The 24,960-nt window shown below is 62.0% G+C and carries 22 protein-coding genes; 9 read left to right on the plus strand and 13 right to left on the minus strand.

Annotated elements, in window-relative coordinates; translation table 11 throughout:
- Positions 1–49: 49 nt before the first annotated feature.
- On the plus strand, positions 50–1,075 hold the full coding sequence (gene tsaD, locus ACMGG8_RS06825) for a tRNA (adenosine(37)-N6)-threonylcarbamoyltransferase complex transferase subunit TsaD (RefSeq protein WP_060844790.1): 1,026 nt from the start codon (positions 50–52) through the stop codon (positions 1,073–1,075).
- Positions 1,076–1,120: 45 nt separating this feature from the next.
- Here the strand turns inward: tsaD and plsY are convergent, their stop codons facing one another.
- Positions 1,121–1,690: a glycerol-3-phosphate 1-O-acyltransferase PlsY gene (gene plsY / locus ACMGG8_RS06830; protein WP_060841381.1), complete on the minus strand. Its 570-nt coding sequence runs from the start codon at positions 1,688–1,690 to the stop codon at positions 1,121–1,123.
- Positions 1,691–1,764: 74 nt separating this feature from the next.
- On the opposite strand from plsY, the gene folB reads away from it, so the two are divergent.
- Both folB and folK read left to right on the plus strand, forming a co-directional pair.
- Entirely contained in the window at positions 1,765–2,118 is a 354-nt protein-coding gene (gene folB / locus ACMGG8_RS06835) for a dihydroneopterin aldolase (RefSeq protein ID WP_060841380.1), read from the plus strand.
- Positions 2,109–2,624, plus strand: coding sequence for a 2-amino-4-hydroxy-6-hydroxymethyldihydropteridine diphosphokinase (gene folK, locus ACMGG8_RS06840; protein WP_060841379.1), 516 nt, complete (start codon positions 2,109–2,111; stop codon positions 2,622–2,624). The genes folB and folK overlap by 10 nt, the downstream gene beginning before the upstream one ends.
- Before the next feature lie 52 nt (positions 2,625–2,676).
- Here folK and ACMGG8_RS06845 read toward each other — a convergent pair whose 3' ends face one another.
- From ACMGG8_RS06845 to ACMGG8_RS06895, 11 genes are all read right to left on the minus strand, one after another.
- Complete coding sequence (locus ACMGG8_RS06845) at positions 2,677–3,906, minus strand: multifunctional CCA addition/repair protein (protein WP_414159358.1); 1,230 nt, start codon at positions 3,904–3,906, stop codon at positions 2,677–2,679.
- Between the two features lie 65 nt (positions 3,907–3,971).
- Positions 3,972–5,534 carry a SpoVR family protein gene (locus tag ACMGG8_RS06850; protein ID WP_060841377.1) on the minus strand — a complete coding sequence of 521 codons (1,563 nt, stop codon included), beginning with the start codon at positions 5,532–5,534 and terminating at the stop codon, positions 3,972–3,974.
- Complete coding sequence (locus ACMGG8_RS06855) at positions 5,531–6,802, minus strand: YeaH/YhbH family protein (protein WP_060841376.1); 1,272 nt, start codon at positions 6,800–6,802, stop codon at positions 5,531–5,533. Before ACMGG8_RS06855 ends, ACMGG8_RS06850 begins: the two co-directional genes overlap by 4 nt.
- Before the next feature lie 118 nt (positions 6,803–6,920).
- Positions 6,921–8,843 carry a PrkA family serine protein kinase gene (locus ACMGG8_RS06860; RefSeq protein WP_011063831.1) on the minus strand — a complete coding sequence of 641 codons (1,923 nt, stop codon included), beginning with the start codon at positions 8,841–8,843 and terminating at the stop codon, positions 6,921–6,923.
- Between the two features lie 299 nt (positions 8,844–9,142).
- Positions 9,143–9,472, minus strand: a complete 330-nt coding sequence (gene glpE, locus ACMGG8_RS06865; protein WP_060841375.1) for a thiosulfate sulfurtransferase GlpE — start codon at positions 9,470–9,472, stop codon at positions 9,143–9,145.
- Between the two features lie 33 nt (positions 9,473–9,505).
- Positions 9,506–10,375: a symmetrical bis(5'-nucleosyl)-tetraphosphatase gene (locus ACMGG8_RS06870; protein WP_414159359.1), complete on the minus strand. Its 870-nt coding sequence runs from the start codon at positions 10,373–10,375 to the stop codon at positions 9,506–9,508.
- Positions 10,375–10,755, minus strand: a complete 381-nt coding sequence (apaG, locus tag ACMGG8_RS06875) for a Co2+/Mg2+ efflux protein ApaG (RefSeq protein ID WP_060841373.1) — start codon at positions 10,753–10,755, stop codon at positions 10,375–10,377. Before apaG ends, ACMGG8_RS06870 begins: the two co-directional genes overlap by 1 nt.
- Positions 10,756–10,881: 126 nt before the next feature.
- The gene (gene rsmA, locus ACMGG8_RS06880) at positions 10,882–11,694 is read right to left on the minus strand and encodes a 16S rRNA (adenine(1518)-N(6)/adenine(1519)-N(6))-dimethyltransferase RsmA (RefSeq protein ID WP_016967935.1); all 813 of its coding nucleotides are present in this window, start codon (positions 11,692–11,694) and stop codon (positions 10,882–10,884) included.
- Entirely contained in the window at positions 11,691–12,680 is a 990-nt protein-coding gene (gene pdxA / locus ACMGG8_RS06885) for a 4-hydroxythreonine-4-phosphate dehydrogenase PdxA (protein ID WP_108545147.1), read from the minus strand. Before pdxA ends, rsmA begins: the two co-directional genes overlap by 4 nt.
- Positions 12,677–13,993 (minus strand): peptidylprolyl isomerase SurA, encoded by a 1,317-nt coding sequence (gene surA, locus ACMGG8_RS06890; RefSeq protein ID WP_042942111.1) that lies wholly within the window; start codon positions 13,991–13,993, stop codon positions 12,677–12,679. The genes pdxA and surA overlap by 4 nt, the downstream gene beginning before the upstream one ends.
- On the minus strand, positions 13,974–16,805 hold the full coding sequence (locus ACMGG8_RS06895) for an LPS-assembly protein LptD (protein ID WP_414159360.1): 2,832 nt from the start codon (positions 16,803–16,805) through the stop codon (positions 13,974–13,976). Before ACMGG8_RS06895 ends, surA begins: the two co-directional genes overlap by 20 nt.
- Before the next feature lie 130 nt (positions 16,806–16,935).
- Between ACMGG8_RS06895 and ACMGG8_RS06900 the strand changes: the two genes are divergently transcribed.
- From ACMGG8_RS06900 to ACMGG8_RS06910, 3 genes are read left to right on the plus strand one after another with little or no spacing between them, the layout of a single operon-like run.
- Positions 16,936–17,961: an aminoglycoside phosphotransferase family protein gene (locus ACMGG8_RS06900; protein ID WP_414159361.1), complete on the plus strand. Its 1,026-nt coding sequence runs from the start codon at positions 16,936–16,938 to the stop codon at positions 17,959–17,961.
- Entirely contained in the window at positions 17,958–18,632 is a 675-nt protein-coding gene (murU, locus tag ACMGG8_RS06905; RefSeq protein WP_414159362.1) for an N-acetylmuramate alpha-1-phosphate uridylyltransferase MurU, read from the plus strand. The genes ACMGG8_RS06900 and murU overlap by 4 nt, the downstream gene beginning before the upstream one ends.
- Position 18,633: 1 nt before the next feature.
- Entirely contained in the window at positions 18,634–19,401 is a 768-nt protein-coding gene (locus tag ACMGG8_RS06910; protein WP_060841368.1) for a TerB family tellurite resistance protein, read from the plus strand.
- A 60-nt stretch (positions 19,402–19,461) separates the two neighbouring features.
- On the opposite strand, the gene ACMGG8_RS06915 is transcribed toward ACMGG8_RS06910, so the two are convergent.
- Positions 19,462–20,451, minus strand: a complete 990-nt coding sequence (locus ACMGG8_RS06915; RefSeq protein ID WP_414159363.1) for an alpha/beta hydrolase family protein — start codon at positions 20,449–20,451, stop codon at positions 19,462–19,464.
- Between the two features lie 74 nt (positions 20,452–20,525).
- Here ACMGG8_RS06915 and ACMGG8_RS06920 point away from each other — a divergent pair, with 74 nt between their 5' ends.
- The 3 genes from ACMGG8_RS06920 (at position 20,526) to ACMGG8_RS06930 (ending at position 24,954) form a co-directional block, all read left to right on the plus strand.
- Entirely contained in the window at positions 20,526–22,925 is a 2,400-nt protein-coding gene (locus ACMGG8_RS06920) for a PAS domain S-box protein (RefSeq protein ID WP_060841366.1), read from the plus strand.
- A gap of 13 nt (positions 22,926–22,938) precedes the next feature.
- Positions 22,939–23,568, plus strand: a complete 630-nt coding sequence (locus tag ACMGG8_RS06925) for a response regulator transcription factor (RefSeq protein WP_060841365.1) — start codon at positions 22,939–22,941, stop codon at positions 23,566–23,568.
- Between the two features lie 261 nt (positions 23,569–23,829).
- A complete protein-coding gene (locus ACMGG8_RS06930; RefSeq protein WP_060841364.1) occupies positions 23,830–24,954 on the plus strand; it encodes an ABC transporter ATP-binding protein in 1,125 nt (374 codons plus the stop codon).
- Positions 24,955–24,960 lie beyond the last annotated feature (6 nt).

The following is a 24,960-nucleotide window of genomic DNA, read 5'->3' on the forward strand; positions in this document are numbered from 1 at the left end:
GCGACTATTATGCGCGCCTTCGAATTCAGCCTCTACAAGGCGCAAACCCATGCTAGTACTGGGATTAGAAACCTCCTGCGACGAAACCGGCGTCGCGCTTTATGACAGCGAGCGCGGCCTTTTGGCCGATGCGCTGTTCAGCCAGATCGACCTGCACCGCGTCTACGGCGGCGTGGTGCCGGAGCTGGCTTCCCGTGATCACGTCAAGCGCATGCTGCCGCTGATCCGTCAGGTTCTGGCGGAGGCCGACTGTGTGCCCACCGAGATCGACGCCATTGCCTATACGGCCGGTCCCGGCTTGGTCGGCGCGCTGCTGGTTGGGGCTTCCTGCGCCCAGGCGCTGGCGTTCGCCTGGGGCATTCCAGCCCTGGGCGTGCATCACATGGAAGGTCACCTGCTGGCGCCAATGCTGGAAGAGCAGCCACCGGAATTCCCGTTCGTCGCCTTGTTGGTGTCCGGCGGTCATACCCAGCTGGTTCGGGTCGATGGCATCGGCCAATACGAGCTGCTGGGCGAGACGCTGGATGATGCGGCGGGCGAGGCGTTCGACAAGACCGCGAAGATGATCGGTCTGAATTATCCCGGCGGCCCTGAAATTGCGCGTCTGGCCACTCAAGGCGTACCGGGGCGGTTTGTCTTCCCTCGGCCGATGACCGATCGTCCTGGCCTCGATTTCAGTTTCAGCGGCTTGAAGACCTTCGCCCTCAACACCTGGCAGCAGTGCGTCAGCGCTGGAGACGACGGTGAGCAAACCCGTTGCGACATCTCCCTCGCGTTCCAGCAGGCAGTGGTGGAGACTTTGACCATCAAGTGCAAGCGCGCACTGAAGCAGACCGGCCTCAAGCGCTTGGTGATCGCCGGGGGCGTGAGCGCGAACAAGGCCTTGCGCGAGGCTCTGGAAAAGATGCTCGCGGAGATGAACGGCAATGTGTTCTATGCTCGCCCCCAGTTCTGCACCGATAACGGCGCGATGATCGCCTTTGCCGGTTGTCAGCGTTTGCAGGCCGGTCAGCAGGAAAGCCTGGCAATCACTGTGCAGGCGCGTTGGCCGATGGAGCAGTTGTCGGCCCTTTAGAGGGTGCGCGGCGGCGTAATCTTGAGTCTTTTGATCGTCGAGGACTTAGAAATGCCGTTCGCGGCCGGCAAACAGGTCGCGTAGATTGCCGCGATGGCGCCAGACGATCAGCAGCGTCAGTACGCTCATCGGCAGCAGCGCTTCGGGCGCCTGCCAGGCCAGCAGCGGCAGGGTCAGGGGCGTGGCAATCAGGGCGGCCAGTGAGCTGGTACGGGTGAGGTAGAAGGTCAGCGCCCAGGCGGCGACGGCCAGCAGGGCGGCTGGAGGATAAAGCCCCAGCAGCATGCCGGCGGCGGTGGCGACACCTTTGCCGCCGCGAAAGCGGAAGTACAAAGGGAACAGGTGGCCAAGGACGGCGTAGAGTCCGACCCAGGCCTGTTGTTGCAGCGAGAGTCCCGCAAGGTGCGCGATCAGCACGGGCACCAGGCCCTTGCAGAGATCCCCCAGCAGGGTCAGGACTGCGAGTTTCTTGCCGGCCAGGCGCAGCATGTTGGTGGCGCCGGCATTACCCGAGCCACTCATTCGCGGATCGGGATTGCCCGTCAGGCGGCTGAGCAAAATGGCAAAGGACAGAGAGCCAAGCAGGTAGGCGAGAATCGCCAGTAACCAAAACATGCTAACTATTCCGGGCGAGGACGCCCTGATTCTAACGGCGCATTGCGCCCTTGTCGTGCTGCGGAGAAGAGTGCTTGGACAGAGTGTTTATCGAAGGACTGGAAGTGGACACCGTGATTGGAGCCTACGACTGGGAGCGTGGCATCCGACAGTGCCTGCGTCTTGATCTGAGCTTTGCCTGGGATAATCGCCCGGCCGCCGCTGGGGATGATCTGACGCTGGCGCTGGATTACGCCAGCGTTTCCACGCGGATCCAGGCGTTTGCCGAGCAGGCCCAGTACCAGTTGGTGGAAACCTTTGCCGAGCGTCTTGCCGAAGTGCTGATGAGCGAGTTCCACATTCCGTGGCTGCATTTGAAGCTGACCAAGCCGGGTGCCGTTCCGGCTGCCGCGGGCGTGGGCGTGGAGATCGAGCGCGGATGTCGCTGACTCAGGTGTTTCTGGGGCTCGGTAGCAATATCGAGCGTGAAGTTCACCTGTGCGCCGGGCTTGATGCCCTGGCCGGCTTTCTGGTGGATATGCGTTGCTCGGCGGTGTTCGAGAGCCAGCCGGTGGGGATCAAGAGCGGCCCGTTCTTCAATCTGGTGGTGTCGGGCTATACCGATCTGCCGTTGATTGAACTGGATCGGCGCTTGAAGTTCATCGAGGCGGACAACGGCCGCTATGCTCCGGACCGCAAAGGCTTGCCGCTGGACATCGATGTGCTGCTGTATGGCGATCTGACCGGCAATTTCGATGGTCTGATCCTGCCTCGGGCAGAGATCCTGAAGAATGCCTTCGTGCTTTGGCCGTTGTCGCTGATGGCCCCTGAGCGAGTGCATCCGCTGGCCGGCAAGAGCCTGGCGGCGCTCTGGCATGAAGCGCAGATCGATCAGGTGTTGGCGCCGGTGCCGTTCGAATGGCGGGGCCGGCAACTGACGCCTCCCGGGCTGTAGTCCCCAGCCTCGGCTCGTGAGGCGGGCAAGGCTTGTGCCTTGCCCGCGGGGCTCAAGGTGTGGGCGGCTCCTTGTAGGCCTTGAGCGCTTTCAGTCGTTCCAGTCTCAGCGCTTCGCCCAGTGCCGGGCCTTTGAAGCCTTGCTCAAGCAACGGCTGGACCGCCACTGCCCGGGCCACATTGGCCGCGCCGCGCAGATAGTCCGCTTGGGGGTAGGGGCGCGACTCCAATCCCAACCGTCCGCGGGCATCCATCTCGCAAGCGGCAATGAACTCTTCGAAGCGCTGCGGGCGACGGAACACGTCAAAGCTTTGCAGCAGCTCTAGCAGTGTCGAGGCCTTCAGTTCCTGCGCCTTGTGGGCCTGGGTGTGGTACTGGCCTACCAGCAATGCCAGTTCCTGGCATTCCCGTGGCACCTTGAACCGCTCGCTGACGGCCTTGATCAGCTCCAGACCCTTGTGTTCGTGTCCGATGTGCCGTGGCCACTCCTGCTCGGGAGTAAGGCCTTTGCCCAGGTCGTGCAGCAGGCAGGCCCAGCGTACCGAGAGGGGCTGATGGTGCAGTGCCGCTTGCTGCAAAACGCTGAGGGTGTGCAGGCCGGTGTCTATCTCCGGATGGTGCGCGGCTGGCTGGGGAACGCCGAACAGGGCGTCGACCTCGGGCATCAGCACCGCCAGGGCGCCGCAGTCCCGGAGCACCTGGATGAAGACCTGGGGCTGTTCTTCCATCAGGGCCCGGGAAATCTCCTTCCAGCTGCGCTCCGCGGTGAGGGCCTGCAGCTCGCCTGACTCACTGAGTTCTCGCATCAGTTCGAGCGTCTCTGCGGCCACCCTGAAACCCAGGCCGGCATAGCGCGCGGCGAATCGCGCTACCCGCAGTACTCGAAGGGGATCTTCGGCGAATGCCGGGGAAACATGACGTAACAGCCGTTCTTGAAGATCCTTCTGGCCGTTATATGGGTCGGTCACGACACCCTGATCATCCTCAGCCATGGCGTTGATCGTCAGGTCGCGGCGAATCAGGTCCTCTTCCAGGGTGACTTCCGGGCTGGCGTGGAAGGTGAATCCGCCGTAACCCCGTCCGCTCTTGCGCTCGGTTCGGGCCAGGGCGTATTCCTCGCCATTCTTGGGGTGCAGAAACACCGGAAAATCGGCGCCAACCGGGCGAAAGCCCTGAGCGATCATGTCTTCTGCGCTGGCACCGACTACCACCCAATCGATATCGGTGACCGGCCTGCCCAGCAAGCGATCGCGCACTGCGCCGCCGACTTTGTAAATCCGCATAAAAAACCTCCGTTAGCGCGACAGAATAACTCTTGTGTCGCGCTGACGGAGGACTGTTGTTGGACTCAGAGGTGGATGACTGCCAGGTCCAGCCGACCGTAGTCGTTTTCGTTGTGATCGCTTCTTGGCGGGACGTGATGGGTTTTCACCACTTGATCGCCCTGCAGGGTTTCCAGGTGAATGTCGAAGCCCCACAGGCGGTGCAGGTGCTTGAGTACCTCGTCGGTGGAGTCGCCAAGGGGTTTGCGATCATGTTGCTGGTGGCGCAGGGTCAGTGAGCGGTCGCCGCGGCGGTCGATGCTCCAGATCTGCACGTTGGGTTCCCGGTTGCCCAGGTTGTATTGCGCGGCCAGGGTTTCGCGGATGATCCGATAGCCGCTTTCGTCATGGATCGCCGGCACCAGCAGGTCGTCCTTCTGGTCGTCGTCCATGATGCTGAACAGCTTGAGATCACGGATCACCTTGGGTGACAGGTACTGCAGGATAAAGCTCTCGTCCTTGAAGCTGCTCATGGCGAATTTGATGCTCGACAGCCAGTCGGTGCCAGCCAGTTCCGGGAACCAGCGGCGGTCCTCTTCCGTGGGTTCCTCGCATATGCGGCGGATGTCCCGGTACATGGCAAAGCCCAGGGCGTAGGGGTTGATGCCGTTGTAGTAAGGACTGTCGAAGCCCGGCTGGTAAACCACGCTGGTATGGGAGGCGAGGAATTCCATCATGAAGCCGTCGGTCACCAGGCCTTCGTCATACAGGTCATTCATCAGGGTGTAGTGCCAGAAGGTTGCCCAGCCCTCGTTCATTACCTGGGTCTGGCGCTGCGGGTAGAAGTACTGGGCGATCTTGCGCACGATGCGCACGATCTCCCGCTGCCAGGGCTCCAGCAGGGGTGCGTGCTTTTCAATGAAGTACAGGATGTTTTCCTGAGGCTCGGCGGGGAAGCGAGCATTGTCCTTGTCGCTGTATTTGTCCGCGCCTTTGGGAATGGTGCGCCACAGATCGTTGATCTGTTTCTGCAGGTGCTCTTCCCGGTCCTTCTGGCGGCGCCGTTCTTCCTCGGCGGAGATCGGGTAAGGCCGCTTGTAGCGATCGACGCCGTAGTTCATCAGGGCATGGCAGGAGTCCAGCAGATCCTCCACGGCATCGATGCCATGGCGCTCCTCGCACTGCATGATGTACTGCTTGGCGAACACCAGGTAATCGATGATCGAGCTGGCATCGGTCCAGGTGCGGAACAGGTAGTTGCCCTTGAAGAAGCTGTTGTGGCCATAGCAGGCATGCGCGACGACCAGGGCCTGCATGCAGATGGTGTTCTCCTCCATCAGGTAGGCGATGCAAGGGTCTGAGTTGATCACGATCTCGTAGGCCAGTCCCATCTGCCCGCGGCTGTAGGACTTTTCGGTGCTGAGAAAGTGCTTGCCGTAGGACCAATGGTGATAACCCAAGGGCATGCCCACCGAAGCGTAGGCATCCATCATCTGCTCGGCGGTGATCACTTCGATCTGGTTGGGGTAGGTATCCAGAGCATAGCGAGCCGCGATACGGCTGATTTCGCGGTCGTAGGCCTGGATCAGCTCGAACGTCCATTCCGAGCCGGTGGAGATGGGTTGGCGCTTCTGCTCTCTGGCGGTCATGTCACTAACCTGCGCTGGAAGAGTTCACGGAAGACCGGATAGATATCGCCGGCCGAAACCAATTGTTGCTGGGCGAACGTGTCGGAGAAGGCCTCGGCGATACGTTCGTATTCGAACCACAGGGCCTGGTGCTCTCGTGGAGTGATCTCCACGTAGGTGTAGTACTGCACGAAAGGCATGATCTGGTTGATCAGGATGTCGCGGCAGATGGGCGAGTCATCGTTCCAGTTGTCGCCGTCGGAAGCCTGTGCGGCGTAGATGTTCCATTCGTTGCTTGGATAGCGCTCGGCCATGATCTCCTGCATCAGTTTCAGGGCACTGGAGACAATGGTCCCGCCGGTTTCCCTGGAATAGAAGAACTCTTCCTCGTCCACTTCACGGGCACTGGTGTGATGGCGGATGAAAACCACGTCGATCTTGTCGTAGTTGCGCTTGAGGAACAGGTACAAAAGGATGAAGAAGCGTTTGGCAATGTCCTTGGTGGCCTGGGTCATGGAGCCGGAGACGTCCATCAAGCAGAACATCACCGCCTTGGAGCTGGGGTTGGGCTGTTTCACCAACAGGTTGTACTTGAGGTCGAAGGTGTCGAGAAAAGGCACGCGATGAATGCGCGCGCTAAGGCGTTCGATTTCTGCTTCAAGTTCCTGAATATCGCCGAAGTTGTCCGGTTCTTCGCGTTTCAGGCGTTCCAGCTCTTCTTTCACCTCCCGCAGCTTGGCCCGGCTGCTGCCGGACAGGGCAATGCGTCGGGCGTGGGCCGAGCGCAAGGTGCGGATGATGTTGATCCGCGACGGGTTGCCTTCGTTGCTGATCCCCGCTCTCACGGTCTTGAAGGTGTCGGTGCCGGTCAGGTTGCGTTTGACCAGGTTGGGCAGTTCCAGGTCTTCGAACATGAACTCGAGGAATTCTTCCTGGGTAATCTGGAAGACGAATTCGTCCATGCCTTCGCCGGAGTTGCCGGCCTTGCCGCGGCCGCCGCCACCGCCGCCGCCCTGAGGCCTGGCGATATGTTCGCCGGCGGTAAATTCCTTGTTCCCGGGATGGACCACGGTCTGCTTGCCGCCACGGCCGTGGTGCAGCACCGGTTCGTCGATATCCCGCCCGGGAATGCTGATTTGTTCGCCGTGCTCCATGTCGGTGATGGAGCGGCGGCTGACGGCCTCTTCGACGGCCTTTTTAATATGGTCACGGTAACGCCGCAGGAAGCGCTGGCGGTTCACCGTGCTCTTGTTCTTGCCATTGAGACGTCGGTCGATCACATAGCTCATGGGCCCCTCCGGGGAGCTTCAAGACATAAGCCTCAAGCCGCAAGCGGCGTAGCGGCGGGGCCCGGGAAGGCTCCGCAGCATCGCGCTTGCAACTCGTAGCTAGAAGCTTGCAGCTGCATCACTGCGATTTTCTGACCCGCAGATACCATTCGGACAGCAGCCGAACCTGTTTGTCGGTGTAGCCGCGCTCGACCATTCGTGTGACGAAGTCGTTGTGTTTCTGTTGATCCTCCTTGCTGGCCTTGGCGTTGAAGCTGATGACCGGCAGCAGGTCCTCGGTGTTGGAGAACATTTTCTTCTCGATGACCACCCGCAGTTTTTCGTAGCTGAGCCAGGTGGGGTTCTTGCCGTTGTTGTTGGCCCGGGCACGCAGGACGAAGTTGACGATCTCGTTGCGGAAATCTTTCGGGTTGCTGATACCGGCCGGTTTTTCGATCTTCTCCAGCTCCTCGTTGAGGGCCACGCGATTGAGGATCTCGCCGGTTTCCGGATCGCGGTATTCCTGATCCTGAATCCAGAAGTCCGCATAGAGCACGTAGCGGTCGAAGATGTTCTGGCCGTACTCGCTGTAGGACTCCAGGTAAGCGGTCTGGATCTCCTTGCCGATGAACTCGATGTAGCGCGGCGCCAGGTATTCCTTGAGGAAACGCAGGTAACGCTCGCGGGTTTCTGCCTGGAACTGTTCCTGCTCGATCTGCTGTTCCAGCACGTACAGCAGGTGCACCGGGTTGGCCGCCACTTCATGGGGGTCGAAGTTGAAGACTTTTGACAGGATCTTGAAAGCGAACCGGGTCGACAGGCCATTCATCCCTTCATCTACGCCGGCGCTGTCGCGGTATTCCTGGATCGACTTGGCCTTGGGGTCGGTGTCCTTCAGGTTTTCACCGTCATAGACCCGCATCTTCGAGTAGATGTTGGAGTTCTCCGGCTCCTTGAGGCGCGACAGCACAGTGAACTGCGCCAGCATTTTCAGGGTGTCGGGGGCGCAATGGGCCTTGGCCAGGGAGCTGTTGAACAGCAGCTTGTCGTAGATCTTCACCTCATCGGTGACGCGCAGGCAGTAAGGCACCTTGACGATATAGATCCGGTCGATGAAGGCTTCGTTGTTCTTGTTGTTGCGGAAGGTGTGCCACTCCGATTCGTTGGAGTGGGCCAGCAGGATACCGGTGAAGGGGATCGCCCCCAGCCCCTCGGTGCTGTTGTAGTTGCCTTCCTGGGTGGCGGTCAGCAATGGGTGCAGCACCTTGATGGGGGCCTTGAACATCTCGACGAATTCCATCAGGCCCTGGTTGGCCCGGCACAGTGCCCCGGAGTAGCTGTAGGCATCGGCATCGTTCTGCGGGAATTCTTCCAGCTTGCGGATATCCACCTTGCCGACCAGTGCCGAAATGTCCTGGTTGTTCTCGTCCCCGGGCTCGGTCTTGGCCACGGCGATCTGGTTGAGAATCGACGGGTACAGCTTCACCACGCGGAACTGGCTGATGTCACCGCCAAACTCCGACAGGCGCTTGGTGGCCCAGGGCGACATGATGGTGTTGAGATAGCGCCGGGGAATGCCGAAGTCTTCTTCGAGAATCGCGCCATCTTCCGTGGCGTTGAACAGCCCCAGTGGCGATTCGAAGACCGGGGAACCCTTGATGGCGTAGAAGGGCACTTTTTCGATCAGTTGCTTGAGCTTCTCGGCCAGGGACGATTTACCACCGCCCACCGGACCCAGGAGGTAGAGGATCTGTTTCTTCTCTTCCAGGCCCTGAGCGGCATGTCGGAAGTAGGAGACGATCTGGTCGATGCATTCTTCCATGCCATGGAAGTCTTCAAAGGCCGGATAACGCCGGATCACCTTGTTGGAAAAGATTCGTGACAGCCTCGAGTTGGTCGAAGTGTCCAGCAGTTCCGGCTCGCCGATGGCCAATAGCAGGCGTTCGGCGGCGGATGCGTAGGCGCTTCGGTCCTTCTTGCACAGCTCCAGGTATTCCTGCAGTGAGAACTCTTCCTGGCGTGTGGATTCGAAGCGCTGTTGGAAGTGGCTAAAAATACTCATGACGTCACCTCGCTCGATACGTTGAGCCGGCGTCGGATCAGTCAGTCAAGTGCTGGCGAGCAACTGAAAATCCAGTTGCCGTTTACCCCCCAGAACACTTCCAAAGCTATCGACCTTGAAAGCTAGTACCGATGACCCACTCGCCGGTGTACCGGCTCTCCCCTGATTTGGATGGCCTGAGGCTAAGGATAGTTCGGAATCCGGGAGGTCAAGGCGAGATGGGGAATTAGTTGCGCACTACCGTTCGTCCGGTGGCGCGTCAGCCCACGTAGTACGCGGGCTGGAGCTGAGGAAAAAAATTATTCGGCGCCGCCTTGGGCGGTTTCCGTCGGGTAGGTGCTGCGCCACAGCTCGAAGCCGCCGTCGAGGCTGTAGACATCGGAAAAACCCTGGCTCACCAGATACGCGGCGGCGCTCTGGCTGGAGTTTCCGTGATAGCAGACCACCACCAGCGGGGCGTCCAGGTCGGCGTTGCGAATGAAGTCGGAAATGGAGTGATTATCCAGATGCTGCGAGCCGCTGATGTGGCTCAGGGCATAGGTTTGCGGGTCGCGGATGTCCACCACCACGGCACCTTGCTCGCGCAGCGCCTGGGCCTGTTCTGGGGGAATGCGTTTGAATTCGCTCATGGCGGGCTCCTGGAGCTTGATAGTCAGCGCCGACTAGCGCTTTGCCGAGACAGGCAAGGGGTTGGGGGAAGGGTGTGCGGCGTGTCCCTGAGCATCGCAATCACAGGTCAGGCGCACGCCGCTGTCGACATTCAGCAGGGTCATGGCGCCGCCCCAGACGCAGCCGCTGTCGAGGGCGAAAATGCCGGGTTGGTTGCTATGGCCTTCCAGGGCCGCCCAGTGGCCGAAGATGATCTTCAGGTCCCGGGTCTTGCGCTCCTTGTGACTGAACCAGGGGGCATAGCCCGCCGGGGCGGTATCCAGTCCTTCCTTGCTCTTGAGATCGAGCTTGCCCTCGCTGGTGCAGAAGCGCATGCGGGTGAAATAGTTGGTGATGACCCGCAGGCGGGTCACGCCTTTGAGGTCACTGTCCCATTTCGCCGGGTCGTTGCCGTACATGCCGTCCAGAAAGGGTTCGAAGAGGTTGTCGTCGCGCAGCGCCTCTTCCACCTCGGCGGCGCATTTGAGGGCTTTTTTCAGCGACCACTGAGGGGCGATGCCGGCATGCACCAGGGCCACATGGCGGGCTTCGTCGTAGTGCAGCAGTTTTTGCTGGCGCAACCACTGCAGCAGTTCTTCGCGGTCGGGGGCCTCAAGGATCTCGCGCAAGGTGTCGGACTTTTTCAAGCGCTCGATGTTGCGCCAGGCGGCCAGCAGGTGCAGGTCATGATTGCCCAGCACGCAGACCAGCGAATCGCGGATCGAGTACAGGTAGCGCAGGGTTTCCAGCGACTGCGGGCCACGGTTGACCAGGTCGCCCACCAGCCACAGGTGATCCCGGGCCGGGTCGAAGGCGACTTGTTCAAGCAGGCACTGCAGTGGCTCCAGGCAGCCTTGCAGGTCGCCGACAGCGTAAGTTGCCATCAGTGCAGGGCTCCGGGGACCGCCAGGCGGAAGGGCGCGATGATGGCGTCGAACTGTTTGCCGTCTTCGGCGAGCATCTGGTAGCTGCCCTGCATGTTGCCGACCCGGGTGGTCATCACGGTGCCGCTACTGTAGGTGTGGCTTTTGCCGGCGGCGATCAGCGGTTGCTGGCCAACCACGCCGGCGCCGCGCACTTCTTCCACGTGACCGTCGCCGTCGGTGATCACCCAGTGCCGGGACAGCAGCTTGGCCGGGAGCGAGCCATTGTTATGAACGGTGATGGTGTAGGCGAATGCGAAGCGGTTCTGCTCGGGTTGCGATTGGTCTGCCAGAAAGCGGGTGACGACGCTGACATCGACCTGATAACGAGGATCGGACATGCAAGAGGCCTTTAAAGCAAAGCGGGGCGCGGGACAAAGCTGATGGAAGTCAGTCTAGGTCAAGTACCGGGTAGTAAACCAGACATCCTGTCCGGCGTCCTACCCGATCTCGGGCAGAGGTAACGCTCAGTCGGCAGCAGGCTTGGGCTGGTCGGCCAGCTGATCGGCCAGGCGCACGAAAGCGGCCAGGTCCAATTGCTCGGGGCGCAGGCTGCCGTCGACGCCGGCGGCTTCGATCTCGGCGCTGCTGAGGAGGGCCTTGAGGGTGTTGCGCAGGGTCTTGCGGCGCTGGTTGAAGGCTTCGCGCACGATGCGTTCCAGCAGTCGGTGATCCTTGGCTGGGTGTGGCAGTACCGCATGGGGCACCAGGCGCACGATGGCCGAGTCGACTTTCGGTGGCGGGTTGAAGGCGCCGGGACCGACATTGAACAGGTGTTCCACGCGGCAGTGATACTGGACCATGATCGACAGGCGGCCCCAGTCACCGCCGCCGGGTCCGGCTGCCAGACGCTCGACCACTTCCTTTTGCAGCATGAAGTGCATGTCGCGGATCAGTCCGGCGTTCTGCAGCAGGTGGAAGATCAGCGGAGTGGAGATGTTGTAGGGCAGGTTGCCGACCACCCGCAGGCTGCTTGGCGCCGCGCCCAGGGTGTTGAAGTCGAACTTCAGGGCATCGCCCTGATGCAGGTTGAAGTTGCTCTTGCCGGCGAACTGCTGGTTGAGGATCGGGATCAGGTCCTTGTCCAGCTCCACCACATCCAGCTGCGCGCCGCTGCCCAGCAGGCCTTCGGTCAGGGCGCCCTGGCCCGGGCCGATTTCCAGCATGCGGTCTTCGGGTTTGGCGTGGATGGCCCGCAGGATGCGGTCGATGACGCCGGCGTCGTGCAGGAAGTTCTGACCGAAGCGCTTGCGCGCCCGGTGTTGGTATTGCTCGCTCATAAACGGTTCTCGGCCATCTGGTAGGCGGTTTCCAGGGCGACCTGCAGGCTGCCGGTGTCGATCTTGCCGCTGCCGGCCAGATCCAGGGCGGTGCCATGGTCGACGGAGGTGCGGATGATCGGCAGGCCGAGCGTCACATTGACGGCCGCGCCGAAGCCTTTGTATTTCAGCACGGGCAAGCCTTGGTCGTGGTACATCGCCAGCACTGCGTCGCAGTGCTCCAGATATTTGGGGGTAAACAGAGTGTCGGCTGGCAATGGACCGCGCAGGTCCATGCCTTCATTGCGCAGGCGCTCTAGGGTGGGTTCGATGATGTCGATTTCTTCGCGGCCCAGGTGTCCGCCTTCACCGGCATGAGGGTTGAGCCCACACACCAGGATGCGTGGCTGGGGGATGCCGAACTTATGCTGCAGGTCGGCATGCAGGATCCGTGTGACCCGCTCCAGGCGCTCGACGGTGATGGCGTCGGCAATCTCCCGCAAGGGCAGGTGGGTGGTCACCAGGGCCACGCGCAGGCCACGGGTGGCCAGCATCATCACCACTTGTTCGGTGAGGGTCAGGTCCGCGAGAAATTCGGTATGCCCGGAAAAGGCGATTCCGGAGTCGTTGATCACGCCCTTGTGCACGGGGGCCGTGATCATGCCGGCAAAGTGCCCATCCAGGCAGCCCTGGCCGGCGCGAGTCAGGGTTTCCAGGACGAAGGCGGCATTGGCCTGGTCCAGCTGGCCGCTGACCACCGGTTTGCCCAGGGGGGTGTCCCAGACATACAGGCTGTTTGCGGGGGCGGGTTGACTCGGCAGTTGCTCCAGGGTCACCGGCAGCAGATTGACTGCCACACCCAGTTGCGCGGCCCGCTCAAGGAGCAGGTCGCGGCTGGTAATGGCAATCAGGGGGTAAGGCTGGGGTTGCGAGGCGAGCAGCAGGCATAGGTCAGGACCTATACCCGCCGGTTCGCCGGGTGTCAGAGCGAAACGTCTGGGTTTCACTGTGCCGCCTGTTCAGCGCCAGGCAGTTTGATTTCGACGTAGGCCTCGTCACGGATCTGCCGCAACCAGGTCTGCAGCTCTTCGTCGTACTTGCGGTTGCGCAGGACGGTCATGGCTTGTTGCTCACGGGCCTGGCTGGTGCTGTCGGTGGCGCGACGGCCAAGGACTTCCAGTACGTGCCAGCCATAAGGACTCTTGAACGGCTTGGACAGCTGACCTTGTGGGGTCTTGGCCATCACTTCGCGGAATTCCGGTACCAGGGCGTTCGGGTCGATCCAGTTCAGATCACCGCCGTTGAGTGCCGAGCCTGGGTCTTCGGAGTAGCTTTTCGCCAGTTCGGCGAAGTCTTCGCCGGCTTCGATGCGCTCGTAGAGCTTCTGCGCCAGGCGCTTGGTCTCTTCTTCGCTGCGAATTTCGCTTGGCTTGATCAGGATGTGGCGTACATGCACTTCGTCACGCACCTGATTGCCGCCACCGCGCTTGTCCAGCAGCTTGAGGATGATGAAACCGCCTGGGGTGCGTGCTGGCTGGGTGATGTCGCCAACGGCCATTGCGCTCAGCTCGCGGTCGAACGGTGGAGGCAGTTGAGCGGCTTTACGCCAGCCCATGTCGCCGCCTTCCAGGGCGTTATCACTGCCGGAGCGGGCAATCGCCAGTTGGGCGAAGTCCGCACCTTGCTTGAGTTGCTGGTACACGTCCATGGCCTGGCGGGCGGCACTCTGAATCGCTTCGGAGTTGGCGCTTTCCGGGGTCGGGATCAGGATATTGGCCAGGTGCAGTTCTTCGGAGAGCTGCATCTTGCCCAGGTCCGAGGCCAGGAAGTTCTTCACCTCCTGCTCCGACACCTGAATGCGTTCGGCCACACGGCGTTGACGCACGCGGCTGATGATCATCTCGCGGCGAACCTGATCACGCGCGTCTTCATAAGACAGGCCATCGTGAGCCAGGGCGGCGCGGAACTGCTCGATGCTCATGCTGTTGCGCTGGGCAATGGTGCCGATGGCCTGGTTCAGCTCTTCATCGGTGATGCGGATGCCGGAACGCTCGCCAATCTGCAGTTGCAGGTTTTCAACGATCAGGCGCTCCAGAACTTGCTGTTCCAGAACGCTGGTAGGTGGCACGCCACCGCCACGCTTGGCGATGGTTTGCTGGACTTCGTGAACCCGCTGGTCCAACTGGCTCTGCATGACCACGTCGTTATCGACGATGGCCACGACCTTGTCGATGGACTGCACCGCGGCGCTGGCCGCGGTACTCAGGAACAGCGCGCCCAGCATCAGCGGGCGCAGACAATCAGAAAGCTTGGTCTTCACGTTCACGATAACCTTGGATGCCTTTGTCGAGGAAGCTCTCTACTTTGGTGCCCATGACGCCACCGAGACCCTTCAGAACAATTTGGAGGAAGATGCCGCGGTCGCCTTTCTCGTTTTCCGGAGCGTTCTGACTGAACTCGTCATACTTGACCCAGTAACGGCTGATCAGGCGCAGTTTCCAGCAGCAGTTGTCGTATTCGAAACCACCGAAGGCCTCGAGCGTGCGGTTACGGTTGTAGTCGTACTGCCAACGGCTGATGGCGTTCCATTGCGGCACGATCGGCCAGATCACCGAGAAGTCATGCTGCTGGATCTTGTAGTAGTCCTTCACGTAGCCAGGCTGGCCCGGAGTGCCGTAGTCGCCGCCCATTTTCCAGGTGCCGCTGTTCTGGTCATAGCGGATCTGGTCGTTGCGGTAGCGATAGCCGGCGTTGATGACCTTGTTCGGGTTGTCTTCAGGCTGGTAGTGGAGCATCGCACTGCCGGAACGCGGGCTGTGGCTGTCCGGGTCCCAGTTGTAGTCGGCAGTGGTACGCCAGTCGCGGTTGTAGCGGTATTCGTATTCAAGCGCGTAAGGCGAGACGTTGGACTTGGCATCCGCACGGGTGCGGTAGTCGATACCCGGGAGCTGGACGGTGCGGTCCTTGAAGTACAGAGCCTGGCCGACGCTGATGCGTTGACGCTGGAAACCGTTGTCCTCGATCCAGCGGCTGGTTACGCCCAGGGACAACTTGTTCTCGTCGCCGACGCGGTCGGAGCCCGAGAAGCGGTTGTCGCGGAACAGCGAGGCGTAGTTGAAGGTGTATTCGCCGGTATCGAACACCGGGATGTCCTTCTGGTCTTCCTCGGGTACATAGAGGTAGAACGCGCGGGGTTCCAGGGTCTGGCGGTAGTTCTTGCCAAACCATTGGGTGTTGCGGTCGAAGTACAGGCCACCGTCGAGGCTGGCGATTGGGACGCCGCGGTTCTGCGAGCTCTTGTAGGACTCGCCCAATGCCGAGGCGTTGTTTCTATTGCTGACCAAGTCGCCTTTGCCTTGCGCATCCAGATCAAGATTGTACTGGGTGTACATGTACTTGAGGGACGGTGTCAGGTAGCCGTAGCTCCAGTTCAGCGGCAGGCTGACGCCAGGCTTGAGGTTCAGGCGGTCACCGTTGGAACGGGCCAGCCCGGCAACGTTTTCATCCAGGCGGCGAGTTCCGATTGCAATGCCATTAGCATCGAATGGGCCGCCGTCCTTGTCAAAGTAGTTGCCTTTCCTCAGGTCGCGCTCGAAGCGCACCAGCTCGGTCTCGTAGGTGAAATCCAGGCCTTGTGGGTGATATGGCAAGGCACCGTTGAAAGTGATTTGCGGCAGGCGGTTGTACGGGGTGATGTTGGACACGCTGGCCAGCTCGTACGCCTGTACGTTGAGGCGAGCGGTGTAGTCATCACCACGATAGGTCACGGCACCTTGCTGGTTGACGTAGTCGGTGGCCGACTTCACGCCGAGCTGATCGGTCTGCAGATCCTGGAAGTAATAAGGATCGCTGATCTTGGTGTAGTCGACCTCGGTCATCAGACGCGAATCAAGCCCGCCCTTGTGCTGCCAGTTGAGCATGTAGCGGGTTTTTTCGTAGTCGGTCTGCTTGCTGCGATCGGTATCGTCGTCGTTGAGGTAGGCCGCGCCGAACTGACCTTCGCTGCTCTTGGTCAGGTAGCGGAATTCGCCTTCCATCAGCAGGCCGCGCTTGGCCATGTAGCGTGGGTACAACGTGGCGTCGTAGTTAGGTGCCAGGTTGAAGTAGTACGGCGTGACTAGCATGAAGCCGGTGTCGCCACCACTGCTGATGCTCGGTGGCAGGAAGCCGGATTGGCGACGGTCGTCGATCGGGAAGTAGATATACGGGGTGTAGAGCACCGGAATATCTTTGACCCGCAAGGTCACGTTGGTCGCGGTACCGAAGCCGGTGGCCGGGTTCAAGGTGATGTTGTTGCCCTTGAGCTGCCAGGCGTTGCTGTTCGGTTCGCAGGTGGTGTACGTACCATCCTTGAGGCGGATGATGGCGTTTTCCGCACGCTTGGCGTACAGCGCGCTGCCCCGTACCCGCGACTTGTGCATCACGTATTCGGCGTTGTCGACCTTGGCTTCACCGGTGTCGAGTTGCACGTCGGCGTGGTCGCCGACCATCAGCGTGCCGTTGTCGCGAATCCGTACGTTGCCGCTCAGTTCGCCACGGTTCTCGGCCTGGTACAGGTTGGCCTCGTCGGCCTCGACCTGCATGCTGCCCTGGCGCATGACCACGTCACCGGCCAGGGTCGCCACTTGTGCTTCCTGCTGATAACGCGAGGCCTTGGCGCCGATAAAGGTCGGGGCGTCACTTTTATTCGTCTTGTCATTCATGCCAGGACGAATCGGTTCGATATAGGAACCAGAGCAGTAAGGACCAGTCTCGGCCAATTGAGCGGCGGTGAGCTTCTCACGCGGCACCCAGTCGAGGTGGCTGTAGTCCGCACTGCGGGATTTCAGTCCACGGCCTTTGGCTTCGGTCACCAGCGTCGGCTTGTCGCCGCTGGCTGCTTCGCCCGCAGCGCCGGCATCAGCCGCTGTAGCAACGCTGGAGCTGACCGAGTTGGCGTCGTGAACCGGCCGCGGAGGCAGTTGGGCTGCGCTGGTTTTCGGCGCACAGGCCCAGCCACCCGAAGCAGAGACTGAGCAGTCATACTGTTCCGCAGCGACCACGAAGGAAGTGGCTAGAGGTTGCAGGGCCAGCAAACCGCCGGTAACCAGCAACGGGAATTTTTTACGAAACGCGGGGGATTTCAATGCCATCTTATTAGTCCGGGCTTCCTGCGTGCCATCTGCCCGCGGTGTGGGCCGCACGCCTCTCGATGGTCTGAAAAAGATGCTGGATAATAAAGCATGACCCGCTTGACGGCTAGCGCCGTCGGAGACCCTTGTAATGCCTGACCAAGATGTACGCTTGCAACACCTGAAAGTTTGGCTCGATGAGCAGTTGGCGATTGTTTACGCAGAGCAAGGCTGGGGCGAAGTGCCCCCGGCAACATTGACCGCGGCCAGTAGCGACGCGAGTTTCCGCCGTTATTTCCGTTGGCAGGGTGCTGACCGCAGTTTTGTGGTCATGGATGCCCCGCCCCCCCAGGAAAATTGCAAACCCTTCGTGGATATCGCCCATTTGCTGGCGACTTCAGGCATCAACGTGCCGAAAATTTATGCACAGGACCTGGCGCGCGGCTTCCTGCTGCTCAATGACCTGGGCAACAAGACCTATCTCGACGTGATCGACGAGCACAACGCCGATGCGCTGTTTGACGACGCATTGCAGGCGTTGCTGGCGTTTCAGCAACTGCCGATGGAGGCGCCGCTGCCCAGCTACGATGTGGCTCTGCTGCGTCGTGAGCTCGAGCTGTTTCCCGAGTGGTACGTCGGACGCGAGCTGGGGATCACCTTCAGCGCGCAGCAACGTGAACAGTGGCAGCGGGTCAGCGATCTGTTGATCGACAGCGCGCTGGCGCAGCCCAAGGTGCTGGTGCACCGCGACTACATGCCGCGCAACCTGATGCTCAGTGAACCGAACCCGGGGGTTCTGGATTTTCAGGATGCGGTCTACGGACCCGTGACCTATGACGTCACGTGCCTGTTCAAGGATGCTTTCCTCAGCTGGCCGGAGCCTCGGGTCCATAGCTGGCTCAGCGACTATTGGAATCGCGCCCGGGCGCTGGGGATTCCCGTGCAGGACGATTTTGCAGCCTTTCTGCGTGCCAGCGACCTGATGGGCGTGCAGCGTCACCTCAAGGTGATCGGGATCTTCTCGCGGATCTGCCATCGCGACGGCAAGCCGCGTTACCTCACGGATGTGCCGCGCTTCCTTGCTTATATAGAAGCGGTACTGTCCCGCCGTCCCGAGCTGGTCGAACTTGGGCAATTGCTGTGCAGCCTGCGCCAGTCCGCGGGGAGTGAGGCATGAAGGCGATGATTCTGGCGGCCGGCAAAGGCGAGCGCATGCGCCCCCTGACCCTGACCACCCCCAAGCCATTGTTGCCGGTGGCTGGCGTCCCTCTGATCGAATACCACCTGCGGGCCCTGGCTCGGGCGGGCTTTCGCGACATCGTCATCAACCACGCCTGGCTCGGCCAGCAGATCGAGGATGCGTTGGGCGATGGCCAACGCTGGAGCCTGAACATCCGCTACTCGGCTGAAAGCGAGCCGCTGGAAACCGCAGGCGGAATCTTCCAGGCCCTGCCATTGCTGGGTGACCAACCGTTCCTGGTGGTCAATGGCGATATCTGGACCGATTACGACTTCGCCACATTACGCCGCCCGCTGACCGGGCTTGCTCACCTGGTCATGGTGGACAACCCGGCTCATCACCCCAGCGGTGGTGATTTCTGCCTGGAGGACGGGATGTTGCACGACGCTCGCCCTGGAGTGGCGGCCCTGACCTTCAGCGGTATTTCGGTCCTGCATCCCGACTTGTTCCAAGACTGCGTGGCCGGTCCTTCCAAGCTCGCGCCACTGCTGCGCGAGGCCATGGCCCGGGACCAGGTCAGCGGCGAGCACATGCAGGGACAGTGGATCGACGTCGGCACGGTCGAGCGCCTGGCGCAGGTTGAGCGCCTGCTGCAAGCGAGTCGCTGATATGTGGTGGCCAGGGACTCTGATCGGAGCCGGAGCGGGTTTTGCAATTGCCAGCATTCCGGGGGCCATGCTTGGGGCATTGTTGGGGCAGGCGCTGGACCGGCGTCTGCAACTGCACAGCTGGGCACATGTGCGTGAGCGTCTGGGTGGACCCTCTGCGTTGCGCAACGATGAACTGTTGTTCGTGCTGTTGGGGCGCCTGGCGAAAAGTGACGGTCGGGTGGTGGATGGGCACATTCAGCAAGCACGCCAGGAAATGCGCTCGCTGGACATGAATGAAACAGCACAGCGCAGGGCCATAGCGGCGTTCAACCGGGGCAAGTCGGGCAATGATCGTCTGCGCGGCTATCTGCGGCGCCTCAAAGCCCAGCCCCACGCTGCGGAAGGGGTGCTGCGTGCCTGTTGGCGCATGGTCTGGGCCGATGGCCGGGTAGGGCCGGCGGAGCGTGAACTGATCCAGCTCTGGGGCAAGTGGCTGGGCTGGACGTCGGAGCAGATCCAGGCCCTGGCACAGGAGTATGGTCCGGCAAGACGCGCGCTGGCCGAAGCGCCGTTGACCTATCAGGAGGCGCTACGTCTGCTGGGGGTCGCCGCCACCAGCGAGCCATCGCAGATCAAGCGTGCCTATCGACGACTGCTCAGCCGCCATCACCCGGACAAGATTGCCGGCAGTGGTGCCAGTACGGAGCAGATACGTGAGGCCACGGAAAAGACCCGGGAGCTGCACAGTGCCTATGCCCTGATCCGCCAGCGCCGGGACTTTCGCTGAGATCGATAAGCCTGGGCCGCGCCGCCGTCGTCGTTACTCAGGCGATGGCGGCCGGTGTCTTCAGCTGTCGGTCGGTTGTGGGTTCAGCCAGCCGCGGACCCGGCGGAACAATTGCTCTTGCTGGGCGGCAGCATTGCCCGGCACGGCCTTGAGCGGGATCTGGCTGAAGTTCGAATGCTTCAGGCGCTTGCTGGCTTGCAGCCGCTCCAGGGCGGCTTTCTGTGCGGCGCTCTTGTCGGCGTAGAAAAAGTCCGCAGTGGCCAATTTCAGGGTCGGTGTCAGTTCCGCCAGTTGGGGCTTGCCGTTGGCCGGCGCTTGAGCGGCCACCATCACCAGTTTTTGCACTTGCGAGGGCTGCTTCTCGCTCAGGTAACGGGCAGCCCAGTAGGCGCCCGTGCCGTGACCCAGAAGCACGATGCTGCGCGCATTCTGTTGTTCGGCGAAGGCCAGGGCCGCGTCGATCCGGGTAAAGATACGCTCGGCGTCGGCCTTGACCTGCTCCTCGGTACTTTCCGCGACGACACGGTCGGCCACGTCGGTCTCGCCGCCGGCCACCTGTTCGATGGGCTTGGCTTCAGTGCTGGCGTCCTTGGCGGTGTTGCTCTTGTCGGTGGGGGCTGGAGCCGCCTCGACTACCCGCGGCTGGGCCGCTTCGCTGAGCATGTCCGGCAGGGTCAGGCTCAGGCTGCCCCAGTCGGTGTCTGGCAATTTGTTGCGCAGTGGCGCCACGGCTTGCGGCCAGTCAGCGGTTTCACCGGCGCCGGGGAGGATAATCACCACGCCCTTGGGGTCGCTGGTGTTGGCCGGCTTCCACAGGGCCAGGAAGGTGTCACCGCCGGCTTGCAGTTGTTGCTGCTCCTGGGCCGGCAACTGACGTGCCAGGGCGCTGGCGTCTTCCTGGCTGCGCTCGGGCAGGGGTTGGCGTTGCGCCGGTTGTTCCTCGGGAGCCTTGGTTTCCGGAACCGGATCGGCGGCTTGTGCAGAAAAGGTCCAGGGCAGGATCAGCGACAGGCACAATGCAGGCAGTGCCGAGCGGTGGACAAGGGGCATCGGATATTCCAGGCCAGAAGTAATTCCGGCAGCCTAATGGGTTGGTCAGTATTTGTCAGGGTGTGAGACTTCAGATGATGCTTTTTCGCTGCCTTTTGCTTATCGGCTGTGTCTGCCTTCCCTTGATAGGCTGGGCGGCGCCCACGTCTCCCGGGCCCATGGCGGCCTTGAGCCAGGAGCAGCGGCAATGGCTTGAGCAGCACCCGGAATTGCGCGTGGGACTGGTGCTGCAGGCGCCCTTCGCTCAGTACGACCGGCGCCTGCAGCGCTTGTCCGGCGCCAACGTCGAACTGATGCAGGCGTTGGCCCAGGCGCTGAAGATCGAGCTCAGCTGGCGCAACTTCCCTGATCAGGCGCAACTGGAAAGAGCCTTGCGCGACGGCGAAGTGGACATGGCTCCGGGCCTGACCCAGACACCTGCCGGCCTGCGCCTGTGGCTGTTCAGCGACCCTTACATGCGCGTGCCGCAACTGGTGGTGGGGGAGCGCAAGGGGGCGGGCGCAGTCGAGCTGGAAAAGCTCGACAGCCAGGCCCGGGTCGCGGTGCGGATGCCCAGCGCGGTGGCCGACTACCTGCGTCAGACCTATCCCAATCTGAACCTGCAAGGGGTGCCCCTTGAGCGCCAGGCCCTGCAGTTGCTGCTGAGCCAACAGGCCCGTTATGCGGTAGTGGACGAGGCCCAGCTCAGTCGCCTGTCGGGGGAGGCGGAGTTCGCCGGGCTGGCGGTGGTGGGCGACATTGGCCTGCCGCAGCTGTTGCGGGTGGCGACCCGGCGCGACTGGCCGGAGCTGGCCAGCATCGTCGAAAGAGCCCTGCATGCGATTCCGGCCAAGGATCTGGAACAACTCCACAGTCGCTGGCTGCAGCCCAAGTACCCGCGGCTGGGGCAGTCCCCCGGCGTCTGGCAGAACCTCAGCCTGCTGTTGGTGATCCTGCTGTTGGCCAGCCTGGCGATCGTCTTCTGGCAGCGCCGTCAGCAACGCACCCTGGAGCAGCGGCTGTTGGCGGCTCGCGAGGACATCGCTCTGCGCGCCGCCAGCGAGGAAGCCCTGCGCCTGACGCAGTTTTCCATCGACCAGAGCACCGTGGGCATTCTCTGGGTCAACTGGGACAGCCACGTGCGCTACGCCAACCGCGCCGCCGAGGAGATGCTCGGCTATCCGGCGGGCGGGGTGATCGACCGGCCGTTGATCGATTTCGAACCCAACCTGCACATGGATCGTTGGCTCAACCTGTGGAAACGGGCCCGGGCCAGCGAGGAGGGCGTACAAAGCTTCGAGACGGAGTGTGTGCGCGCTGATGGCAGTATCCTGCCGGCGGACGTGTCATTGAGCTTCCTGCGCTTTCGCGACAGCGAGTACCTGGTGGTCTATCTCAACGACGTCACCGAGCGCCGGCGGGCCCTGGCGGCCCTGCGTGAAAGCGAAGCGCGCCTGCAGGGCATTGCCGCCAACGTTCCGGGCCTGGTGTTTCGCCTGGAACGGGCGCCGGTCACCGGGCAGATCGACTTTGCCTACATCAGCGAAGGCAGCGAAACCCTGGTGGGCTACCCACCGGCGGTATTGGCTCACCGGGACACCGGTCTGCGCAGCCTGGTGCACCCGGACGACAAGGCCAGCTACCACCAGACCCAGGACCAGGCCCTGGATACCGACAGCGACTGGTCCTGGCAGGGCCGCATCCTGACCCGTCAGGGCCAGCAGCGCTGGGCCGAGATCAAGGCCATTACCCGGCGCCTGGATGACGGCGCCTTCGTTTGGGACGGTATCGTCTGGGACATCAGCGAAAGCAAGCGCATCGAGCTGGAACTGGCCAGCTCCCGGGAGCAATTGCGCGAGCTGTCGGCGCACCTGGAGAGCGTGCGCGAGGAAGAAAAGGCCCGCATTGCCCGGGAAGTCCATGACGAACTGGGGCAGATGCTTACCGTGCTCAAGCTGGAAACGTCCATGTGCGAGCTGGCCTATGCCCAGCTCGACCCGGGCCTGCATGAGCGCCTCAACAGCATGAAGCGCCTGATTGCCCAGTTGTTCCAGCTGGTGCGAGACGTGGCCACCGCCCTGCGGCCGCCGATCCTCGATGCGGGCATTGCTTCGGCCATCGAATGGCAGGCCCGGCGGTTCGAGGCACGGACCCAGATTCCCTGCCTGGTGCAGGTGCCGGACAACCTGCCGCGTTTGAGCGACGCCAAGGCCATCGGCCTGTTCCGCATCCTCCAGGAGGCCCTGACCAATGTCATGCGTCATGCCCAGGCGCATACTGTGGAACTGTCCCTGACCCTGGAAGGCGCGGAACTGTGCATGAGCATCAGCGATGACGGTCTTGGTTTCGACACCGCTTCGGCACGGCCAACCTCCTTTGGGCTGGTGGGCATGCGCGAGCGGGTGCTGATCATGGGCGGCAGCCTGGTGCTGCAAAGCGAGCAGGGCGAAGGCACCACCTTGAGCGTCCGGGTGCCCCTGGATCCAGAACAATAACGAGGAGAAGCGCGTGATCCGTGTACTGGTAGCCGAAGACCACACCATTGTCCGCGAGGGCATCAAGCAGCTGATCGGGTTGGCCAAGGATCTCACCGTGGTGGGGGAGGCGAGCAACGGCGAGCAACTGCTGGAAACCCTGCGCCAGGTGAGCTGCGAGGTGGTGCTGCTGGATATCTCCATGCCCGGGGTGAACGGTCTGGAGGCGATTCCGCGGATTCGCGCGCTGAACAACCCGCCGGCGATTCTGGTGCTGTCGATGCACGATGAGGCGCAGATGGCCGCCCGGGCGTTGAAGATCGGCGCTGCCGGCTACGCCACCAAGGACAGCGACCCATCGCTGCTGCTGACCGCGATCCGCAAGGTGGCCTCGGGCGGGCGCTACATCGATCCGGATCTGGCGGACCGCATGGTCTTCGAAGTCGGTCTGACCGACGCCCGCCCCTTGCATTCGCTGCTGTCCGAGCGCGAATTCTCGGTCTTCGAACGCCTGGCCCAAGGAGCCAATGTCAACGACATCGCCCAGCAACTGGCGCTGAGCAGCAAGACCATCAGCACCCACAAGGCGCGGTTGATGCAAAAGCTCAACGTCACGTCCCTCGCCGAGCTGGTGAAGTACGCCATGGAGCACAAGCTGCTCTGACACCTGCTCCAGTGCTCTCTTCACCTCCCGGGGAGGGCACTTATCCATTTGCGACATCCTCGCCCTCAGGCTTTTGCCGTTTCTTGCCGCTTGCAGCGTGTCGCTGGCCACTGCCCTTACCCAATCCCGCCATCCTTGTAGGGCAATCCCTACAGACAACCTTCCAGGCGGCTGAGGCGAATCTCTCCTGAGCCCCGATTTGCGTGACCTGCGCGCTCCACTAGGCTTGCTCCACAGCCGTCTAAAACAAAAGGTGTGGGTATGAGCGAGGTCGTTTCAAGCGCTGGGGCCAACGATGTTCTGGTCAGTTTTCGTGGTGTGCAGAAGAGCTACGACGGCGAGAACCTGATCGTCAAAGACCTCAACCTGGAAATTCGCAAAGGCGAGTTCCTCACCCTGCTGGGGCCGTCCGGCTCCGGCAAGACCACCAGCCTGATGATGCTGGCCGGTTTCGAAACCCCGACCGCCGGCGAGATCCAGCTGGCCGGCCGCGCCATCAACAATGTGCCGCCGCACAAGCGCGACATCGGCATGGTGTTCCAGAACTACGCCCTGTTCCCGCACATGACCGTGGCCGAGAACCTCGGCTTTCCGCTGTCGGTGCGGGGCCTGGGCAAGACCGACATCAGCGAGCGGGTCAAGCGCGTGCTGAGCATGGTCCAGCTCGATGCCTTCGCCCAGCGCTATCCGGCGCAACTGTCCGGCGGCCAACAGCAGCGGGTGGCCCTGGCCCGCGCCCTGGTGTTCGAGCCGCAGCTGGTGCTGATGGACGAACCCCTCGGCGCCCTCGACAAGCAGTTGCGCGAACACATGCAGATGGAGATCAAGCACCTGCACCAGCGCCTGGGCGTGACCGTGGTCTACGTGACCCACGACCAGGGCGAAGCCCTGACCATGTCCGACCGGGTGGCGGTGTTCCATCAGGGCGAGATCCAGCAGATCGCTCCGCCGCGGACCCTCTACGAAGAACCGAAGAACACCTTCGTCGCCAACTTCATTGGCGAGAACAACCGTCTCAACGGCCGCCTGCACAGCCATAACGGCGAGCGCTGCGTGGTGGAGCTGGGGCGTGGCGAGAAAGTCGAAGCGCTGGCGGTGAACGTCGGCCGCATCGGCGAGCCTGTGACCCTGTCCATCCGCCCGGAGCGCGTGAGCCTCAACGGTTCCAGCGAAAGCTGCGTCAACCGCTTCTCCGGGAGGGTGGCGGAATTCATCTATCTGGGCGACCACGTCCGGGTGCGCCTGGAAGTCTGCGGCAAGAGCGACTTCTTCGTGAAACAGCCGATTGCCGAGCTCGATCCTGCGCTGGCAGTGGGTGACGTGGTGCCGCTTGGCTGGCAAGTCGAGCACGTTCGCGCGCTTGACCCGCTTCTAGAGGCGAATTGATCGCCC

The sequence above is a fragment of the Pseudomonas sp. BNK-45 genome (assembly GCF_047456255.1).
Lineage (GTDB): Bacteria > Pseudomonadota > Gammaproteobacteria > Pseudomonadales > Pseudomonadaceae > Aquipseudomonas.

Bases quoted from the DNA above. Each gene is read 5' to 3' on its own strand.
- tsaD (WP_060844790.1), top strand. From the start codon at position 50: ATGCTAGTACTGGGATTAGAAACCTCCTGCGACGAAACCGGCGTCGCG.
- plsY (WP_060841381.1), bottom strand. From the start codon at position 1,690: ATGTTTTGGTTACTGGCGATTCTCGCCTACCTGCTTGGCTCTCTGTCC.
- folK (WP_060841379.1), top strand. From the start codon at position 2,109: ATGTCGCTGACTCAGGTGTTTCTGGGGCTCGGTAGCAATATCGAGCGT.
- ACMGG8_RS06845 (WP_414159358.1), bottom strand. From the start codon at position 3,906: ATGCGGATTTACAAAGTCGGCGGCGCAGTGCGCGATCGCTTGCTGGGC.
- ACMGG8_RS06850 (WP_060841377.1), bottom strand. From the start codon at position 5,534: ATGACCGCCAGAGAGCAGAAGCGCCAACCCATCTCCACCGGCTCGGAA.
- ACMGG8_RS06855 (WP_060841376.1), bottom strand. From the start codon at position 6,802: ATGAGCTATGTGATCGACCGACGTCTCAATGGCAAGAACAAGAGCACG.
- ACMGG8_RS06860 (WP_011063831.1), bottom strand. From the start codon at position 8,843: ATGAGTATTTTTAGCCACTTCCAACAGCGCTTCGAATCCACACGCCAG.
- glpE (WP_060841375.1), bottom strand. From the start codon at position 9,472: ATGAGCGAATTCAAACGCATTCCCCCAGAACAGGCCCAGGCGCTGCGC.
- ACMGG8_RS06870 (WP_414159359.1), bottom strand. From the start codon at position 10,375: ATGGCAACTTACGCTGTCGGCGACCTGCAAGGCTGCCTGGAGCCACTG.
- apaG (WP_060841373.1), bottom strand. From the start codon at position 10,755: ATGTCCGATCCTCGTTATCAGGTCGATGTCAGCGTCGTCACCCGCTTT.
- rsmA (WP_016967935.1), bottom strand. From the start codon at position 11,694: ATGAGCGAGCAATACCAACACCGGGCGCGCAAGCGCTTCGGTCAGAAC.
- ACMGG8_RS06895 (WP_414159360.1), bottom strand. From the start codon at position 16,805: ATGGCATTGAAATCCCCCGCGTTTCGTAAAAAATTCCCGTTGCTGGTT.
- ACMGG8_RS06900 (WP_414159361.1), top strand. From the start codon at position 16,936: ATGCCTGACCAAGATGTACGCTTGCAACACCTGAAAGTTTGGCTCGAT.
- murU (WP_414159362.1), top strand. From the start codon at position 17,958: ATGAAGGCGATGATTCTGGCGGCCGGCAAAGGCGAGCGCATGCGCCCC.
- ACMGG8_RS06910 (WP_060841368.1), top strand. From the start codon at position 18,634: ATGTGGTGGCCAGGGACTCTGATCGGAGCCGGAGCGGGTTTTGCAATT.
- ACMGG8_RS06915 (WP_414159363.1), bottom strand. From the start codon at position 20,451: ATGCCCCTTGTCCACCGCTCGGCACTGCCTGCATTGTGCCTGTCGCTG.
- ACMGG8_RS06920 (WP_060841366.1), top strand. From the start codon at position 20,526: ATGATGCTTTTTCGCTGCCTTTTGCTTATCGGCTGTGTCTGCCTTCCC.
- ACMGG8_RS06930 (WP_060841364.1), top strand. From the start codon at position 23,830: ATGAGCGAGGTCGTTTCAAGCGCTGGGGCCAACGATGTTCTGGTCAGT.